Annotated in this window: 16 protein-coding genes; 10 read left to right on the top strand and 6 right to left on the bottom strand. The window is 45.5% G+C overall.

What is annotated here, in order from left to right; translation table 11 throughout:
* Positions 1 to 14 precede the first annotated feature (14 nt).
* Positions 15 to 2420, bottom strand: coding sequence for an ABC transporter permease (locus tag ABDW33_RS23120; RefSeq protein ID WP_343692470.1), 2406 nt, complete (start codon positions 2418 to 2420; stop codon positions 15 to 17).
* A 154-nt stretch (positions 2421 to 2574) separates the two neighbouring features.
* On the opposite strand from ABDW33_RS23120, the gene ABDW33_RS23125 reads away from it, so the two are divergent.
* Entirely contained in the window at positions 2575 to 3033 is a 459-nt protein-coding gene (locus ABDW33_RS23125) for a YhcH/YjgK/YiaL family protein (RefSeq protein WP_343692471.1), read from the top strand.
* Positions 3034 to 3801: 768 nt separating this feature from the next.
* Here ABDW33_RS23125 and ABDW33_RS23130 read toward each other — a convergent pair.
* Together ABDW33_RS23130 and bla are read right to left on the bottom strand one after the other, a co-directional pair.
* On the bottom strand, positions 3802 to 3987 hold the full coding sequence (locus tag ABDW33_RS23130) for a hypothetical protein (protein ID WP_343692472.1): 186 nt from the start codon (positions 3985 to 3987) through the stop codon (positions 3802 to 3804).
* Complete coding sequence (gene bla, locus ABDW33_RS23135) at positions 3988 to 4704, bottom strand: subclass B1 metallo-beta-lactamase (protein WP_343692473.1); 717 nt, start codon at positions 4702 to 4704, stop codon at positions 3988 to 3990.
* A 114-nt stretch (positions 4705 to 4818) separates the two neighbouring features.
* Between bla and ABDW33_RS23140 the strand changes: the two genes are divergently transcribed.
* Both ABDW33_RS23140 and ABDW33_RS23145 read left to right on the top strand, forming a co-directional pair.
* Positions 4819 to 5112 (top strand): hypothetical protein, encoded by a 294-nt coding sequence (locus ABDW33_RS23140; RefSeq protein WP_343692474.1) that lies wholly within the window; start codon positions 4819 to 4821, stop codon positions 5110 to 5112.
* A 73-nt stretch (positions 5113 to 5185) separates the two neighbouring features.
* Positions 5186 to 5956 (top strand): hypothetical protein, encoded by a 771-nt coding sequence (locus ABDW33_RS23145; protein WP_343692475.1) that lies wholly within the window; start codon positions 5186 to 5188, stop codon positions 5954 to 5956.
* A gap of 252 nt (positions 5957 to 6208) precedes the next feature.
* On the opposite strand, the gene ABDW33_RS23150 is transcribed toward ABDW33_RS23145, so the two are convergent.
* Positions 6209 to 7129 (bottom strand): AraC family transcriptional regulator, encoded by a 921-nt coding sequence (locus tag ABDW33_RS23150; RefSeq protein ID WP_343692476.1) that lies wholly within the window; start codon positions 7127 to 7129, stop codon positions 6209 to 6211.
* 185 nt (positions 7130 to 7314) lie between these two features.
* On the opposite strand from ABDW33_RS23150, the gene ABDW33_RS23155 reads away from it, so the two are divergent.
* Both ABDW33_RS23155 and ABDW33_RS23160 read left to right on the top strand, forming a co-directional pair.
* The gene (locus ABDW33_RS23155) at positions 7315 to 8847 is read left to right on the top strand and encodes an aldehyde dehydrogenase family protein (protein ID WP_343692477.1); all 1533 of its coding nucleotides are present in this window, start codon (positions 7315 to 7317) and stop codon (positions 8845 to 8847) included.
* A gap of 154 nt (positions 8848 to 9001) precedes the next feature.
* Positions 9002 to 9358: a DUF779 domain-containing protein gene (locus ABDW33_RS23160; RefSeq protein WP_343692478.1), complete on the top strand. Its 357-nt coding sequence runs from the start codon at positions 9002 to 9004 to the stop codon at positions 9356 to 9358.
* A gap of 2 nt (positions 9359 to 9360) precedes the next feature.
* Here ABDW33_RS23160 and ABDW33_RS23165 read toward each other — a convergent pair whose 3' ends face one another.
* Both ABDW33_RS23165 and ABDW33_RS23170 read right to left on the bottom strand, forming a co-directional pair.
* Entirely contained in the window at positions 9361 to 9780 is a 420-nt protein-coding gene (locus tag ABDW33_RS23165) for a MauE/DoxX family redox-associated membrane protein (RefSeq protein WP_343692479.1), read from the bottom strand.
* Positions 9777 to 10706: a hypothetical protein gene (locus ABDW33_RS23170; RefSeq protein ID WP_343692480.1), complete on the bottom strand. Its 930-nt coding sequence runs from the start codon at positions 10704 to 10706 to the stop codon at positions 9777 to 9779. Before ABDW33_RS23170 ends, ABDW33_RS23165 begins: the two co-directional genes overlap by 4 nt.
* A 984-nt stretch (positions 10707 to 11690) precedes the next feature.
* On the opposite strand from ABDW33_RS23170, the gene ABDW33_RS23175 reads away from it, so the two are divergent.
* From ABDW33_RS23175 to ABDW33_RS23195, 5 genes are all read left to right on the top strand, one after another.
* Positions 11691 to 12281 carry a nucleotidyltransferase family protein gene (locus ABDW33_RS23175; RefSeq protein ID WP_343692481.1) on the top strand — a complete coding sequence of 197 codons (591 nt, stop codon included), beginning with the start codon at positions 11691 to 11693 and terminating at the stop codon, positions 12279 to 12281.
* A gap of 6 nt (positions 12282 to 12287) precedes the next feature.
* Positions 12288 to 12761 carry a molybdopterin-dependent oxidoreductase gene (locus ABDW33_RS23180; RefSeq protein ID WP_343692482.1) on the top strand — a complete coding sequence of 158 codons (474 nt, stop codon included), beginning with the start codon at positions 12288 to 12290 and terminating at the stop codon, positions 12759 to 12761.
* A 564-nt stretch (positions 12762 to 13325) separates the two neighbouring features.
* Positions 13326 to 14603 (top strand): TlpA disulfide reductase family protein, encoded by a 1278-nt coding sequence (locus tag ABDW33_RS23185; RefSeq protein WP_343692483.1) that lies wholly within the window; start codon positions 13326 to 13328, stop codon positions 14601 to 14603.
* Positions 14604 to 14779: 176 nt separating this feature from the next.
* Positions 14780 to 15826, top strand: coding sequence for a class I fructose-bisphosphate aldolase (locus tag ABDW33_RS23190; protein ID WP_343692484.1), 1047 nt, complete (start codon positions 14780 to 14782; stop codon positions 15824 to 15826).
* Positions 15827 to 15849: 23 nt separating this feature from the next.
* Positions 15850 to 17760, top strand: a complete 1911-nt coding sequence (locus ABDW33_RS23195) for an amylo-alpha-1,6-glucosidase (protein ID WP_343692485.1) — start codon at positions 15850 to 15852, stop codon at positions 17758 to 17760.
* Positions 17761 to 17762 lie beyond the last annotated feature (2 nt).

Raw genomic sequence — 17762 nt, forward strand, 5'->3', positions numbered from 1 at the left:
CCTCTTCCTTCTCCTTACTCCGCCTTCAAACTATGCACCGGGTTCGCCAGCGCCGCTCTCACCACCCTGAAACTGATCGTTAGCAAAGTAATACTGATCGCCACCAGCGCCGCAATGACAAACACCGCCCAGCCAATACTGGTACGATAGGAAAAGTCCTGCAACCAGCGGTTCATCAGTACATACGAAAGCGGAGTCGCTATCAGGATTGCCACAATCACCAGCCTCAAAAACTCCTTCGACAACAGCGCCACAATACCCGAAATACTTGCCCCCAGTACCTTGCGGATTCCGATCTCCTTCGCCCGCTGCTCCGCTGCGTACGTTACCAGGCCAAACACGCCCATCGCTGCAATAACGATCGCCAGTACCGCAAAGATTGTAAACACCTGCCCCGTACGCTCCTCTGCCTTATACATGCGATTAAAGTCCTCGTCCATAAACGTATACCTGAAAGGTTGTCCCGCCATATCCTGCTGTCCCTGGTACTTTGCTTTGATCTGTGCCACCACCCCGGTAAGGTCATTACTTTTAATCCGGATCGCCATATACTGGCGATATTCGCCCAATCTGAAAATAATAGGAGGAATCCTGCTCTTCATTGTACCAGCATTAAAATCCTTCACGATCCCCACCACGGTAAATTTTCCATTATTATACAGGTACCTGTCCTTCAGATCCTGGTATCCTAATACTTTTGCCGCTGTTTCATTCAGCAACACGGCATTGGTATCACTTGGCATGAGCGGCGAAAAATTACGGCCTGCGACCATTTTCATACCCATTGTCGGGATATAATCCGCATCTACCATCCATTCCACCAGCGCCATCAATTTACCATCACCCGCCATAGGTGTTTTTGAATAGGCGTTCGTATTTCTGTTTTCAGAAGTTGGCAGTGAACTGGTCATGGTTGCATTGACGATCCCAGGAATCGCTTTGATCTCCTGCTGAAAGCTCTTAGCATGCGTCCATAGCGCGCCGATATTCTGTAACACCAGCACCTGCTCACGATTATAACCTGTATTGCTGTTCCTGATAAATTTCAGTTGCTTATAGATTACCAACGTACCAACCAGCATCAGAATAGTAGCTGTGAACTGGAAAACCACCAGTCCATTGCGCAGCCAGCTGCCTTTCATGCCTTTGGAATACTTCCCTTTCAACACTTTCACCGGTTCAAATGAAGACAGGAAGAATGCGGGGTAGCTACCCGCCAGTAAGCCTACCACCAGGCAGGTTACAATAAGACCGGGCAGAATCCAGGTCAGATTGCTCCAGTGAAGGGTGATTGATTTATCAGAAAGATTGTTCAGGTAGGGCAGGAGGACGCCTGCTATGATTACCGCAAGCAGGAGCGCAAAAAATGCAGTTAAAACAGACTCACTGATAAACTGGAAGACCAGGTGCCGCTTTTCAGAACCTAATACTTTACGTACCCCGACTTCCCGGGCCCTGCCTGCAGAACGGGCAGTACTCAGGTTCATAAAGTTGACACAGGCAATGAGCAGGATCAATATGGCAGTAATAATAAAGATGTATACATAGGTGATATTCCCACCGGGTTCCGCCTCGTCAGTATTGGTAGAGCGAAGGTGAATATCTGTTAAAGGAATAGCATTGTAACGAAAGAAACCGCCGTGCTTTTCCAGTTGTGCGATATTCTCCCCGAGATAACTAATAAGACCCGGCTCTATATATCGCTTTGTGCACTCGTTGACGATTTGTTGTACCCGGGCAGCAGAAACGCCCGGCTTTGCCATTATGTAGGTTATAAAACTATTACTTAGCCATCTGTCCATCATGTCGTCTGCACGGTGAGCCATGGAACGGATCATATCAAAATGCAGGTGAGACTGGGGCGGGGTGTTTTTAATAACCCCGGTAATGGTATAATATTCCGTATTATCCATTTTCAAGGTCTTTCCCAGTACGTCAGTACTCTGGAAATACTTCCGTGCCACCCGTTCTGAAATAACAAGTGCATTAGGCTGTGTCAGCGCGGTCGCAGGATCTCCGGCAAGAAAGTGAATGGAGAATATTTTGAAAATACCATTATCTGCAAAGCTGGTATTTTCTTCCATAACGGTTTCTTCACCTTTCTTCACCAGGGCCTGGCCCATATTACCAAAGCGGACAAATTCTTCAATCTGTGGGTAATCTCTTTTCAGGGTAGGGCCAAAGGCGGCAGGTGTATTTCTTTCATGGAAGGCGGTACCGTTGATAAGGAAGTCTGCATCCAGGCGATAAATCCTGTCAGCGTTCGGGTTAAATTTGTCATAACTCAGTTCATCTGTCACAAAAAGGGTGATCAGCAAACAGGTAGCCAGTCCAATCGCCAGTCCAAAAATTGTAATGGCCGAAAAGCCTTTATGCTTCCACAGGTTACGGAGTGCTATCTTTAAATAATTCTTCAGCATGCAGATCTGTATTTGAAGAGGTGGCTCACTAAGAAAATGCCAAATTAAATGGAATTGTAAATCAATATGTTGTAATGTCGATGCGGGCGCAAGTGTCCGTTTTTGATACGAATGCTGTGCGGTTTTGATTATCTTTCCTGTCGAAATTTAATTTATGATACTGGATACATTAGCACAATATTCAAGGTATACGTTTTTAGGCCCTAAATTCACCCGGGCGTTTGAATACTTATTGTCTACCGATTTTAGCAAGGTAGAGAAGGGAAAATATGAAATTGACGGGAAAGATATTTTTGCCATCGTGAATGAATATGATACGGTGGATGCGGCTGAAGAGCAAATGGAATCGCATAAGAAGTATATCGATATTCAATATATCTTAAAGGGAGAGGAGCTGGTAGGCCATGATTTTATGTTGCATCATCAGCCGGCAAAGGCATACGATCCGGAAGCGGACTTTATGTTGTTTGCAGAAAAGCCGCTGTTCTTTTCCGTATTAAAGACAGGGATGTTTGCGATATTTTTTCCTACAGATCTGCACATGCCAAATATTAAGATTGACAAACCGGCGGCGGTAAAAAAGGTGGTCATTAAGATCAGTGTCGACGCCTGAGTAGATAACAGATAGCAGCATGGGTTGTCAAAGGTAGTAAGAGTCGTTTATATGTGATTTCGTCCTGTTAGTGACCGGGGAAATTCTGATGGCCTTTACTTCTGACAACCTATAATGCTGTATCAGTTACCGTAATGGAGCCAGGTGTTTGTTCAGGGAATGCCCGGGTCCATGCATGCTGATGGCCCTTACTTCTGACAACCTGTAAGGCAGTATCAGTTACCATGATGGAGCCAGGTGTCTGTTCAGGCAATGCCCGGGTCCATGCATGCTGATGGCCCTTACTTCTGACAACCTGTAAGGCTTAATCAGTTACCGTAACCGAGCCAGGTGTTGGGTCAGGCAATGCACGGGTCCATGCATTCTGATGGCCCTTACTTCTGACAACCTGTAAGGCTGTATCAGTGACCCTGATGGAGCCAGGTGTTTGTATAGGCCATGCACCCGTCCATGCGTTCTGATTTCCCTTACCTCTGACAACCTGTAAGGCTTAATCAGTTACCGTAACGGAGCCAACTGTTTGTTCAGGCCATGCACCCGTCCATGCATTCTGATTTCCCTTACTTCTGACAACCTGTAAGGCTTAATCAGTTACCGTAACGGAGCCAGGTGTCTGTTCAGGAAATGCCCGGGTCCATGCATGCTGATGGCCCTTACTTCTGACACCTGTAAGGCTCTATCAGTGACCGTGATGGAGCCAGCTGTTTGTATAAGCAATGCCCGAGTCCATGCATTCTGATGGCCCTTACCTCTGACAACCTGTAAGGCTTAATCAGTTACCGTAACGGAGCCAGGTGTTGGGTCAGGCAATGCCCGGGTCCATGCATTCTGATTTCCCTTACTTCTGACAACCTGTAAGGCTGTATCAGTTACCCTGATGGAGCCAGCTGTCTGTTCAGGCAATGCACGGGTCCATGCGCAGGAGCCTATAGCACCTTCCCCCCGAATATCCAATTACCGCTGTTGTTTTGCCAGCTCACTTGTATGTTCTAATGCAGCCGGGCTCGTCCCTCCCAAATGCCCGGGAATGACATACTTTGCGCCGGGAAATGCCTGCTGCACCCGCGCTATACTCGCTGGCCATGCTGCCAGGTTTGATTCAGCCACATATCCCGCATCCTTTGCTGCCAGGCTCTTAACAAAGCACCCCCCGTACAGCACTTTATCAGGTCCAAACCAGATCACAATATTGTCTTTCGTATGCCCTTCCCCCGGATAAAAAGTCTGGAATGCATACCCCCCGATTGTGAAAGTAGTGTCTCCTTTAAAAGTATAGGCCGCTTTAGGCGCTTTGTATTGTTCACAAAGCGCAAACGTCAATTGAGTAGAATAGGTTGGAATACCCATTCTTTTATAAACATCAAAACCACCCGCGCGGTCCGCATGATGATGGGTAGCAATCACCATGACTACCGGCTGATGATGTTTCAATCGGATACTATCATTCAATGGCCCGATCTGCGTCGTATCCCAGGGCGTATCAATTATGACCACGCCTTTGCGGGTCACCAGGTACATGCCGGTTGCCGGATACTGTTCCCCGTCGTTTTCATGCCAGGTAACATATGTGTAAAGTGGGCCGGTTAAGTGTTGAATCGTCAGACCTTTTTGTGCGAACACACAGCGCGGAAAAACAAAGACGCTAAGTAATAAAAATATGGTTCTTTTCATCTGATAAAAATGAGCCCATAAATGTAGTTTATTTGTTTGTTAACTTCTCATTAACTCGTTCCTGATAATAGATAGCCTACTTTTAACATCTGTAGTATCAATAATTCGTTTGTCATGGATAAACAAGCTATCTCAGAACTCGCTGCCGGTGCGGTAAATGCGCTTAGTGCTAATCTGAATATAGGTGGCGCTGTGGAAACTCCCCTGTCAAGATGGATTAGCAGCAGGCTTTCTGCAACCATTATCGCGGCGCTTCGAAAATCTCCTACTGATCGGTCCTTACAGGAAAGTGCAGAACATGAATTAGTGGCTTTGTTAACAGCGCAGCCTCCCCTGATTCAACAGCTTGCCGGCCTGATGCGCATGGCGCATAACGGTATCGTGATGCCACAGGATGGAAAAATTTAAAATAAACCCCATCTTTTTTAAATACCCCGGATTTTCTTTTCAAACAGCACAACTTTTTACCTAACTGTACAAAATGTCGATACCTTCTCTACTAACCGCTGCTCCGGCCGAAGACCTGTTCGAAGGAAGGAGAACCGACCTGGACGCTATTAATACTTTTGCCGGTATTTCAAACAGGGTCGTATGTGTGAGCGGTATAGCGGGTATCGGTAAAACTGCTTTGCTGAAACAGTTTTTCAACACAGCAATCCGTCGGCTCAATGTTATGGGACAGCCTTACTACCAGCATGCATTGTGGCTGGAAAATGATTTTACAGTGCTGATGAATTGCTGGCAGTTATCCAGTGTACATGAAGTACTCGATAAATTGGTGCACATGGGCGGTGATAAGTTGTTATGTATGGATAATGCACCAGGCGATCCTTCACTCCTGGCTTATCTTACTGCATACAAGTGGACGGTCATCGTAACATCAAGAGAGCGGATTCATGAAACGATCCCATATGAATTGCAGGAAGTCAATATTGACGATGCAATCAGGATCTTTGCGTTGTATTATGGAATGGATCCCGATTCCCTGAATATTTATGAAACCGAGATGATCAGTGATATTGTATGCCGGTTATTGCAGCATACGAGGGCCCTTGAAATGATGGGGAAATACGCCGGAGAAAAAGGATGGAGTTTGCAGGACATTAACCGGGTGCTGAAAGAAAATGGGCTGAATATACCGCGCCTGGCTGATATCAACCGGCAGTTGACAGCCGGGAAAATGACGGTAATGTTTGAGCAGCTGGGGAAGATATTTCCGGTAGGAGAGGAAATGGTTTGTTGTAATAAATAAATATTTATTGCCCATAGCAACGGCCATGCAGGTACCTGCCAATAAAGAAATTACGTGCTATATACCTCAAATAATACACGACTGATATATCATGATCAGCATCCTTCGAACTGTTTATTTACCGGATTAAAGGATGTATAATACACGACTAATACGTCATGGTCAACATCTGTTTATTGACCAGATTAAAATATGTTTAATACACGACCGATACGTCGTGTTCAGAATATACCAGATTAAAAGATCTACACCTTAAATAATACAAGACTGATACGCTTTAGGCGTGATCCCTTCCAGCTGCTTAAATACCCTTACAAAGTAATTCACATCACTAAACCCACATTGCTTACTCACGGTATTCACATTCTGCGCGGGTTGCGATAATAACTGTTTCGCCAGCTTTACCCTCTCCCTGTTTATATATTCCAATGGCGTAATACCAAATTGTTCGCGGAACCATTTGAAAAAGAGATTACGACTCAGGTAAGCTTTCCGGCTCAGGGCATCTACTGCAATCTTTTCTGTCAGGTGTTCCTGTATATAATGCAAAACGTATTGCATCCGGTTCTGGTTATTAGAACTATGCAACGACGCGTGTGCATGTTCCAGGTGCTGACTTTGAATAAGGCGAATCAACAATTCTTTCAGATGTAAGTCAGCATAAATGTTCTTTGCCCTGTCACCACTGCTACATACACTGATCAGTTTATTGATCAAAGCCGTGATGTCGTCGTCGTTTTCAAAATGATATTTATTGAAGGAGAGTTGCCAGTCAGTCTTATCGTCCCCGATATTGTAATAGGAGTGCAGGTAGGCTATGGTATCTTTCAGATAGGAGTCGTCTACGGCCAGTGCAATACATTGGGTGGGGTTGTCCCGCGAGGCTTCAGGAAAGTCGATGATCATTGTTTCGTTAGGCGGTACGATAACGGTTTCACCCGGAAAGTAGTCGAACGAGGGGCGATCCATCAGGTGCATCACTTTGTGACCACGCACCATAGAGGTGATAACGAGATCGTGGAAGGTGAGCGGCACATGTTGAGCCTGCTCATAGCTCTCAAATATATTTAACTCACAATTTCTGAGATTGAAGATCCTTCTGTTTTCTACCAATGTCTGGAGTTCGCGCGACGACGATAGTGCAACGTGGTTTAAATGATTTTTAACCTGCATGACAAAATCATTTTATTATTACTTTAAGTAAGATAAGCTAATTTTTTCTGAACGATTTGTTAAACCCTGAAACGTATTGCTTAATTAGAGTACAATCGTGCTATAAATAAGTACAAAAATCACTCCCTCTCAGGCTGACATACCTGAAATTAGCAATATTGTTTCACGAAATAAATTCCACCGTAATGAGCAACACAGTCGCCGTGGCTCCCACACCTAATGTGGCGGAACGCCCAACTTTCAAATCGAAATACGATCATTTTATCAATGGTGAATGGGTCGCCCCATCCAGCGGAGAGTACTTTGACAACATCTCCCCGATAGATGGCAAACCTTTTACCAAGGCGGCCCGTGGCAATGCCCAGGATATTGACAAAGCTATTGACGCCGCACATAAAGCATTTGAAACCTGGGGCAAAACTGCCGCAGCGTACAGGAGTAATTTACTCCTGAAGATCGCCCAGACTGTTGAAGACAATCTCGACTATCTCGCTACTGTTGAAACGATCGACAATGGTAAACCCATCCGCGAAACCAAAGCTGCCGACCTGCCGCTGGTGGTAGATCACTTCCGCTACTTTGCCGGCGTGATCAGGTCTGAAGAAGGTACTGTCAGTGAACATGACGAAACAACCGTCAGCATCAACCTGCATGAACCTATTGGTGTTGTAGGGCAAATTATACCCTGGAACTTCCCGCTGCTCATGGCTGCCTGGAAAATAGCACCCGCATTGGCTGCAGGCTGCTGTGTAGTGGTAAAACCAGCAGAACAGACACCTACCAGTATTATGGTAATGATGGAATTGATCGGACATGTATTGCCTAAAGGTGTGTTGAACATTGTAACCGGTTTTGGTGTCGAGGCAGGTAAACCACTGGCCTCTTCTCCCAAAGTAAACAAGGTGGCTTTTACAGGTGAGACCACCACCGGGCGCCTGATTATGCAGTATGCTTCTGAAAACCTGATTCCTGTAACCATGGAACTGGGTGGTAAAAGTCCGAATATCTTCTTCGAAAGCGTGATGGATGCAGATGACGAGTTCCTGGATAAAGCCATCGAAGGGGCGGTCATGTTTGCCCTGAACCAGGGTGAAGTATGTACCTGTCCCAGCCGTATCCTGGTACATGAACATATTTATGATGCCTTTATTAAGAGAGTAGTCGAACGTACCAAGGCCATCAAATTGGGAAATCCGCTGGATCCTACAGTCATGATGGGCGCACAGGCGAGTGAGGACCAATACCAGAAGATACTGAGCTACCTGGACATCGGTAAGCAGGAAGGTGCGGAAGTACTGGCAGGAGGGGAGGCATTCAAACAGAATAGCGGTTTGGAAAATGGTTATTACATCCAGCCTACCTTGCTGAAAGGGCATAACAAGATGCGCGTGTTCCAGGAAGAAATTTTTGGACCTGTGAGCTGCATAACAACTTTCAAAACCACGGAAGAAGCGATTGCCATTGCCAATGATACATTATATGGCTTGGGTGCGGGTGTATGGACCCGCGATGCACATGAATTATATCAGGTGCCAAGAGCTATCCAGGCGGGCCGTGTATGGGTAAACTGTTATCATGCTTACCCTGCACATGCCCCATTTGGCGGATACAAGAAGTCTGGTTTCGGTCGTGAAACACATAAGATGATGCTGAATCACTATCGGCAAACCAAAAACATGCTGATATCCTACAGTAAGCAAAAGCTTGGATTTTTCTAGAATATTGTGATTAAGTGGACAAGTGAGGGCTGCTGCCCGGATGGGAGCAGCCCTATATTCAACTGGTTGTGATAGCCGGTAAAAAGTAGTAGTAGCCAATATTGACGAAGCCTTGTTGCCGCTATACGATCAAAAAAACTAATAACCGTTGTGCATGATAGCAAGAATCCTCGCTACACCAGCCGCCATTGACCTGATCGAAACACTCAGGCAGCAGCATGGTCCACTGATGTTTCACCAGAGTGGAGGTTGCTGCGATGGCTCTCAGCCCATGTGCTTTCCGGAAGGGGAGTTCAAAGTAGGCCAGTCAGACGTCCTGCTGGGCAATGTGGCCGGCTGTAAATTTTATATGAGTGCAGACCAGTTTGCCTACTGGAAGCATACCCAACTCACGCTGGATGTAATTCCCGGCAGGGGATCCAGTTTTTCTCTCGAAATTCCGCTGGGCGTAAGATTTCATATCCGCTCCCGCGTTTTCACAGCAGAAGAACTCCAGGCAATGGCTAACTGATTTCATTTTGCATTGTTTGTTTTATATAACAATACACCCGTTGCCGCCAGCAATGTAAATACCGCATTAAATGCAATATGTGCCGGGTAAGACATCTTCCCTAAAATACCACCACAGGAACAGGGAATGTTGGTATAAAAAAAGTATAGCGTACTTAGGTACAAAGTGAACAACAACATCACAAAGAAGGACAAAAACAACCCCGACTTCCGGGTGGCCGCAAAGCTCAGCAATGCCACTATCAAAAACTCCACACCCAGTACCCCTGGTCCTAATATCTCTTTATCGTACTTCACCAGCAAAGGAGACTTACTCATATCCGCTAAAAATAACCCGTAATCCATTGCTTTTACCACCGCCGCGTACATAAATAGTAAACTCAGTAAACCCACAATCGGGAATACGAGATATGCTCGTTTCATACCTGTTTCAATTTAAACCGTAAGATGTTCCGTTCGTAAACCGCTATCAATGTATCCCCACATTTAGCCAGTTGCAGAACAGGTTTATTCTGGTAACCCGGCAACCTGAAACTACCCGCATAATGTGTGTCGCCAATATTATAAACATCTACTGCAGGCCCCCTGTAACCACTTTTAATCGCATCCTGCGATAGCACATAGGATAATACATATAAACGATCGGCATCTGCAGTGGCAGTAGAATTCACAATCACCGCTTTGGGAGAACGGGCGTAAATATTCCCCTGGGGAACGGCAATATTGACCGGGGGAGACTGGTCAATGGTTTGAAACGACGTCACCCTGTTTTGGGCCAGATCATATCGCACCACGCCTGAATGATAGAATGGAATGTAAAACTGATACCGGCTGTCATTCACAAAGAATCCGTCGGCGGATAACCCGCCATCATCAAAGTGCGTAAACTCCGCTATCGTACTATCTCTATAATGCAATTGCGTTCCTTCCCTTGTCAGGAAGTTTTCACTGCTTACACTATCCGTTTTCCGGGTAGCTGGCTGGTAAGCAGTAATGTGTTCCTGCGTATCGTCGAACAAGTAAAAGGTCTGTGCGTCAGGAGAAATTTCAATACGGGTAATAATAGGCATCGGACCATTATACAGGGTATCCATTCGATGCAGACGGGTATCATAATTAAACACCGCTTTCTGGCTATATACGTAGCCATAAATATGATCACCCGCTGCTCTCATAATACTCACCCTCCCCGGGAATGCAATCGTATCCAGCGTCTCAAGCTGGAAATGGGAATACTGGCGGCTCACACCCGAAACAATGCGATCAGGTTCTGCACCGCGGACAAGTATGTACATGATAATAAACGCGCTGCAAAAAAGCGCGGATAAAATGATCAGATTTCTTTTCATAGCAAAGGTGTGAATGTATAAGCAACCGATTACAGTTACGTAAATAACAGGCCGCTTCTCATAGCAAAGTAGTCCATGCAAAAGACCCGGATAGCAGTCTTTTGTTCAAACGAACTTTTCTCTATGACCAGACTGAAAAGGAAAGAGAGGGTGCTTATCACACCCTCTCAAACAACAGCTAAATGAGTGTGGGAAGCAGATCAGGGGCAGATCTGAGTTTTAATGCCCCATGCGCCGGTAGAATTACACTTCAGGTCAGGTTCACAATGGCAATATGCAACTCTTTTAGTTTGGCCGGCTTTTACGGCTACAGCGATAGTAGTGCCTACAGCTAGCACAAGCATCAGAAACGCTAGTTTTTTCATCGGTTTCGATTTGGGTTTTGAGATTGTGTAATGAGAATTAATAAATGAAAATTACAGGGTCTTCTTTTGGTTGAAATCTTTGATGAATTGGGTGTTACAATGCATTGTATAGTACACTCAATCTAGGAAAGTTTCCTGAGAGTAACAATTATTTTTATGAGTATTATTTTTTAGCGCTAACCAAAATGTTTTTGCCTAAAACGCGTTATATTTATTAGGGAGACATGAGCTATTTAACAGACTGAGCGTTCATTTTGAGCATGATACACGTTCCATTATTTACACAGAATTTCCCAAATCTGGACTTATTGAGCAGGCGGAGCACTAGATAAATCAATGAATATTAATTTGTTATCTTAATTGGCATGTACTATGCTCCTAATAGTACAACGCTTTATTTATAAATGTAGTAGTAGTTATTCTGAACTGGGCATTACTAATACTTAGCAGGACATTATTATAAACTCACGGTAACCTTACTAGGAGATCATACGCAGCATTTGGACTATCAGCCTTCAGCTTGCCAGCAGGCTGTAACCCTGATGAGGCAATTATGGTCTCCTATTTTTTTTTCTTAACTTGTGTGTACCCTTTCCCCTATAACATAAAACATTTAATCATGAATACTTATGGGGTATTGATACTGGGAGCGGGCAATTCATCCCGCCTGGGACAGCCTAAACAACTTTTACGCTATCAGGGCAGAACCCTGATCCGGCATATGGGTGAGGAAGCGATTGCTGCGGTAGATACACCCGTAATGGTCGTAACCGGAGCCAACGCAGACCTGGTGGAAGAAGCGCTGCGTGAGCTCCCCATCGAAGTAGTGGAAAATGATCATTGGGAGGATGGAATGGGTACCTCTATAGGTATCGGGATTTCAGAAATGCACCTGCTGCATCCCGAACTCTCCAGCGTTATTATTATGGTTTGCGACCAACCATTCGTAAATGCCGCCTTGCTCAGGAAACTGATACAGTACCAGCAGGTAACCGGAAAAGGAATTGTAGGAGCCACCTATGAAAATACAATCGGTACCCCTGTGCTTTTTGGCAATCAATATTTTCCTGCATTGAAGGAACTACAGGGGCCGGATGGCCTACGCCAGGTACTACGGCAGTCGACAGGCGACATCGCTATTGTATCTTTTCCACTGGGAGCGCTTGATATAGATACGGCAGATGACTACCAGCAGTTACTTAAACGATAGATAAACATGAGAACCATTTGTTTCCTCTTTGTATTTTTTTGCTTCCAGCAGTTAAAAGCACAATCTATTCAGGTAACCGGAGAAGTGACCCAAAAATTAAACCTGACAAAAGAAGATCTTGCAAAAATGAAAAGATCGTCCGTTACATCCAAAGACAAAGACGGGAAAGACCATATATATAAAGGGGTGGCCGTTGCCGGAATACTGGAGCTGGCAGGTGTTACCACGGGCGCACAATTAAGAGGAGAACACCTTTCTAAATATTTACTGGTGAAATGTGCGGACGGTTATGCCGTGGTATTCTCTCTGGCAGAACTGGATGCTGTCTTTACTGACAAGGTCGTGCTACTCGCCGATGAAGTGGATGGCCAACCGCTGCCGGCGGACAAAGGCCCCTGGCGTATCATTGTGCCCGGCGAAAAGAAGCCGGCAAGAAGTTGCTATAGCGTGCGATCATTTACCATCGGTTGGGCTAAATAAATCCCCGTCAGTCTAAACTGGTAAAATAGTACCCAAAATCACGTTTTCAGGCATCAACTGCTGAATAATACCTAGATTTCCAATTACTTATTATTATTACGCTCCCCTTCCAACCGCCCAACGCAAAATGGAGGGTAGTTTATATACTATTATTTCCCACCCTGATACTAACTTCTCATATCTGCTAAATCGAATAACCAATTATCTGTTAATATTTGTTAATTTTTAATATAACTGGTTGCTGATGCAAATAATATAATATATTGAAAAGTAACTATTTGGGTTAATATTTAATGGATATGATGCTTGTTAACAGTGATTTTGCTGACAAGAAGTAGTACTATTTTGCTTGTTTTGAATAGAAGAGGTTGTAACTTTGCATCGCTTTCCCAAACGAACGAGATGTGCAGACTGATGGTAAAGTAACAGCAAGCGGACCTGCTTAGCTGTCTGTTATAAACTCACGTATACTGATTAACTAACGATAGGCTCGTCTGGTACGGGCAGGGCATTCATTGCCCTGAAAAATTGAATGTTAATATAAACAGATAAATACTCATGAAGATGAAAGTTTTATTCCTGATGGGCCTTCTTGGTGCTGCGTTTTTTCAGGTAAATGCGCAGTCTCTGTTGAACAATCCGATTGGTGAAAAATTGAGCAGTGGTGTACTGGAAGAAACCTATTTGTCAAAAAAGATTTCTGCTTTTAACAAAGTACGTGCTGACTATCCAAACAGCGATACCGGTATCAATATCGCGCTGTACGATCAGGCCAGGTATTCCATTGCTATCAGCATGGCGGATGCCCAGCAGGCGCTGAAAGTGAAAGAGATGATCAAGTCCATGACCTCAACAGGATACAAAAATGCTGCGACCACGAATGCAGCTGTGCGACTGGCAGAAGCAGGTTTGTTTAATGAAGCGCTGGCACTGTTAAAGCCGAATATGGATACCATGGATTTTATCCAGAAACAAGGTCAGTCACAGGCATTTACCCCTGAGTTTATTTCAAATTATACCAATTATACAATTGCCAAGGCAAAAGTGCTGAATAAGAAAGGTGATTACAGGCAGGCTTTTGAACTGGTAAAACCACTCTATGAGCAGCACGATCCTAACTCCTTCACCCGTGTACAGGAGCCATACATCATAGCACTGTCCGGTATGGGTAAGAAGGCAGAAGCTTTCGAGCTGATCAAACACGCTATGCTGAAGTCTTCTGCAACTGTGGCGCTGAAAGCTGAAGCAAAAGAGATCTACCTCGACAACTACGGTAATGAAAGTGATTTCGCTGTGTTCGTGGATTCTACCAACGTTGTTGCTAAACGCCGTATGAAGGAATCTATCGCATCCAAACTGATGGAAAGACCAGCGCCTGATTTCGTACTGACTGACGTAAAAGGTCGTGAAGTCTCCCTGAACAGCTTTAAAGGTAAAGTGGTAATGCTGGACTTCTGGTCCACCTGGTGTACACCTTGTAAGAAATCTTTCCCTGTTATGCAGAAAGTATTCAACAAGTTCAGACACGACACCAGTGTTGTATTCCTCTTTGTTCATAGCTTCGAAACAGAAAGAGATCCTAAAAAGGCCACTTCTGAAGCTGCTAAGTACATGATGGAAAACAACTATCCTTTCAGAGCCCTCATGGACCTGAGAAGCACTACTGACAGCCGCGTAGCGAAACTGTTCGAAGTAAATGGCCTGCCTTCCAAATTTATCATCGACGGTAAAGGTAACATCCGCTTCTCGCTGAGCGACCTGGATGAAGATGATGATGTAGAAGCAGAAGAAATCGTACAGATGATTGGCATGGCTGAAAAGGGAATGCAAAGCGTACTATAAGATTTAAATAAGTAGTTTGATTGTAAAGGGAGACCGTCTCAAAAATGAGACGGTCTTTTATTTTTGTTAATATTGATAAATGGTGTACCATCTATGGTTGCAATTGTACATCTTACATGTGTTGAACCTGTGGGCATGGTAATTGTGCAATTTTGGCAGTAATAATTAACCACACCATGTTATCGATCTCCAATTATCTGGGCGAAGACGCCGCCTCATTACTCGAGCATATTTGCGGAAAGATTACCGCACAGGATATTGCTCACCCCGGCCAATGGCAGCAGTTCTTCATGGAAAGTAATCGCCCGGCTCCCGTACTGAATAGTCTGGCGAGAATTTACGGCCATGGACGACTTGCCAATACCGGTTATGTGAGTATCCTTCCTGTTGACCAGGGCATTGAACATAGCGCTGCCTATTCATTTTATAAGAATCCGATTTACTTTGATCCGGAAAATATTGTGAAACTGGCCATTGAAGCCGGTTGCAATGCTGTTGCTTCTACCGTTGGCGGCCTGGCACTGCATGCGCGGAAGTACGCTCATAAAATTCCGTATATCGTAAAACTGAACCATAATGAGCTACTTACCTACCCGACCAAGTATGACCAGGTGCTTTTTGGTAGTGTACAGGAAGCCTGGAATATGGGAGCAGCAGCTGTAGGAGCGACTATTTACTTTGGCTCCGGGCAGAGTGACCGTCAGATCCAGGAAATTGCTGCTGCCTTCGAAGAGGCACACGCACTGGGCATGGCTACCATCCTTTGGTGTTATACCCGGAATGCTGCTTTTAAAACACCGGAAAGAGATTATCATACTGCCGCCGATCTCACAGGTCAGGCCAACCATATCGGGGTGACTATCCAGGCCGATATCATCAAACAGAAATTACCGGATACCAATTATGGATTCAGAGACCTTAAATTCGGCGTGTTCAATGATGCCATGTACGAAGCCCTCACGACTGCTCATCCGATAGACCTCTGCCGTTTTCAGGTTGCGAATTGCTATATGGGGAAAATCGGATTGATCAATTCAGGTGGTGGATCTGCCGGAGAATCAGATACTGCTGCCGCCATAAAGACCGCGGTTATTAATAAAAGAGCCGGTGGAACAGGACTGATCATGGGAAGAAAAGCTTTTCAAAGACCCTTTGCAGAAGGAGTGGAACTGATCCACCAGGTGCAGGAGGTCTATCTCGATAAGGGAATTACTATTGCCTGATTTTATTTACAAAAACGGAGACCATGCGCACGATCTATGACCGTTCTCAGTTGAACGATTTGGCTTTTTCGAATAGTAAGGAGTTTTTGACAGTAGCGGCAAAAGGGAATTATGCCGCAGGAACGATTGCTGGTTGTAATACCCGCAAGTATCATGGGCTGGTCGTTGCCCTGCAGCCGCAGATCGATGAAGACCACCATGTATTGCTGGCAGGATTGGACGAGACGGTGATAAATGGTGACCAGACCTTTGACCTCAGTATTCATAAATACCCCAATGTATTTGCACCGGATGGCCCGCAGTATATGGCCTCCTTTACACCCTTGCCCATACCTTCCTGGACTTTTGAATTAGGTGAGATCGTTGTGAGCAAGGAACTGCAGATGGATGATGAAGGAAGTTTAACTATCCGTTATACACTCACAAAAGGGGAAACACCGGTTACTCTGCACCTGCATCCTTTGCTGGCTTTCAGGAACATGCACTGGGTACGCAGGGCGGATGAGCAGGCAGATAAGACCGTTCATTACATTCATGGCGGTATCCGTATGCAGCTGTATCCGCAGTATTCACCCCTCTTTTTGCAGATGAATGGAGATGCCGTGTTTAAGGAAGCTGGTTATTGGTATTACAACGTGGAGTATCCTGTAGAACGCGAACGGGGATATGAATACCAGGAAGACCTGTATGGCCCCGGATACTTTGAAGTAACCCTGCAACCTGGTGTGCCTGTGCTCTTTTCCGGTGCCATTGCTGAGAAACAGCAGTTGGTATGCAGGGAACCTAAACCGGTACCCCACACAACGACGGAACATTTACTGAGGGCAGCTTCGCAGTTTATTATTCATACCTCCGGCGGATTAAGTATCAAAGCCGGTTACTACTGGTTTGGCAGCTGGGGCAGGGATACCTGTATTTCACTGCCCGGGTTGACTTTTTTAGCTGGCAACGCCCCTGCATTTACCAGTATCATTGCATTGCTGCGCGTGCTCCTTAAAGACGGTTTATTGCCCAATACAGGCAATATCCGGGATGATAGCAAATATGCCACTGTTGATGCTTCTATGTGGCTTGTATGGGCCATCCAGCAATATGCCATTCACGAGGTAGGAGAAGCGGCTGCATGGAACCTGTTCCGGGACGTACTGAAAGATGTGTTGTATCATTACAGGTATGGCACTGCATTCAACATTCACATGGAACCGGACGGATTAATCAGTGCTGCCTATCCCGGCAAGGCACTGACATGGATGGATGCTGTGATCAATGATACTCCCATTACCCAAAGACCCGGTAAGCCCGTTGAAGTCAATGCCCTCTGGTACAACGCTGTCTCTTTTTGTGTACATGCAGCCCGTGCTGCAGGAGATACCGTGTTCGTAGAAGAATGGAGCGGATTCCCCGCCATGATAGCGGCCGGTTTCGTAAAATGTTTCTGGGACGATAACCGGCAATATCTGGCAGATGTCGTACACGAAGACGTGCAGGACTGGTCGGTAAGACCCAATCAGATCTTTGCCGTGGCATTGCCTTACAGTCCACTGAACGAAGCACAGCAAAAAGCGGTAGTGTCAATTGTAAAGAACGAGCTGCTCACACCACGTGGATTGCGTACACTATCCCCGCATGATCCCAATTATATCGGGCATTATGGCGGCACCCAGCTGGAACGTGATCACGCGTACCATCAGGGCACGGTGTGGCCCTGGTTAATGGGGCATTATGCGGCCGCCGTTTTGAAAACAGGCGGTCCTGAAGGCAAAGCTGAGTTACACGAATTATTCAGTCATGTAGATAGTGCATTGGAAGAGCTCTGCCTGTTCTCTATTCCGGAAGTATACCATGGAGATGCCCCGCATGCAGCCGGAGGTACGGTCGCACAGGCATGGAGCGTAGCGGAGTATATCCGTTTCGGGAAAATGCTGAACTCCTGAAA

This window comes from Chitinophaga sp., from assembly GCF_039596155.1.
Lineage (GTDB): Bacteria > Bacteroidota > Bacteroidia > Chitinophagales > Chitinophagaceae > Chitinophaga.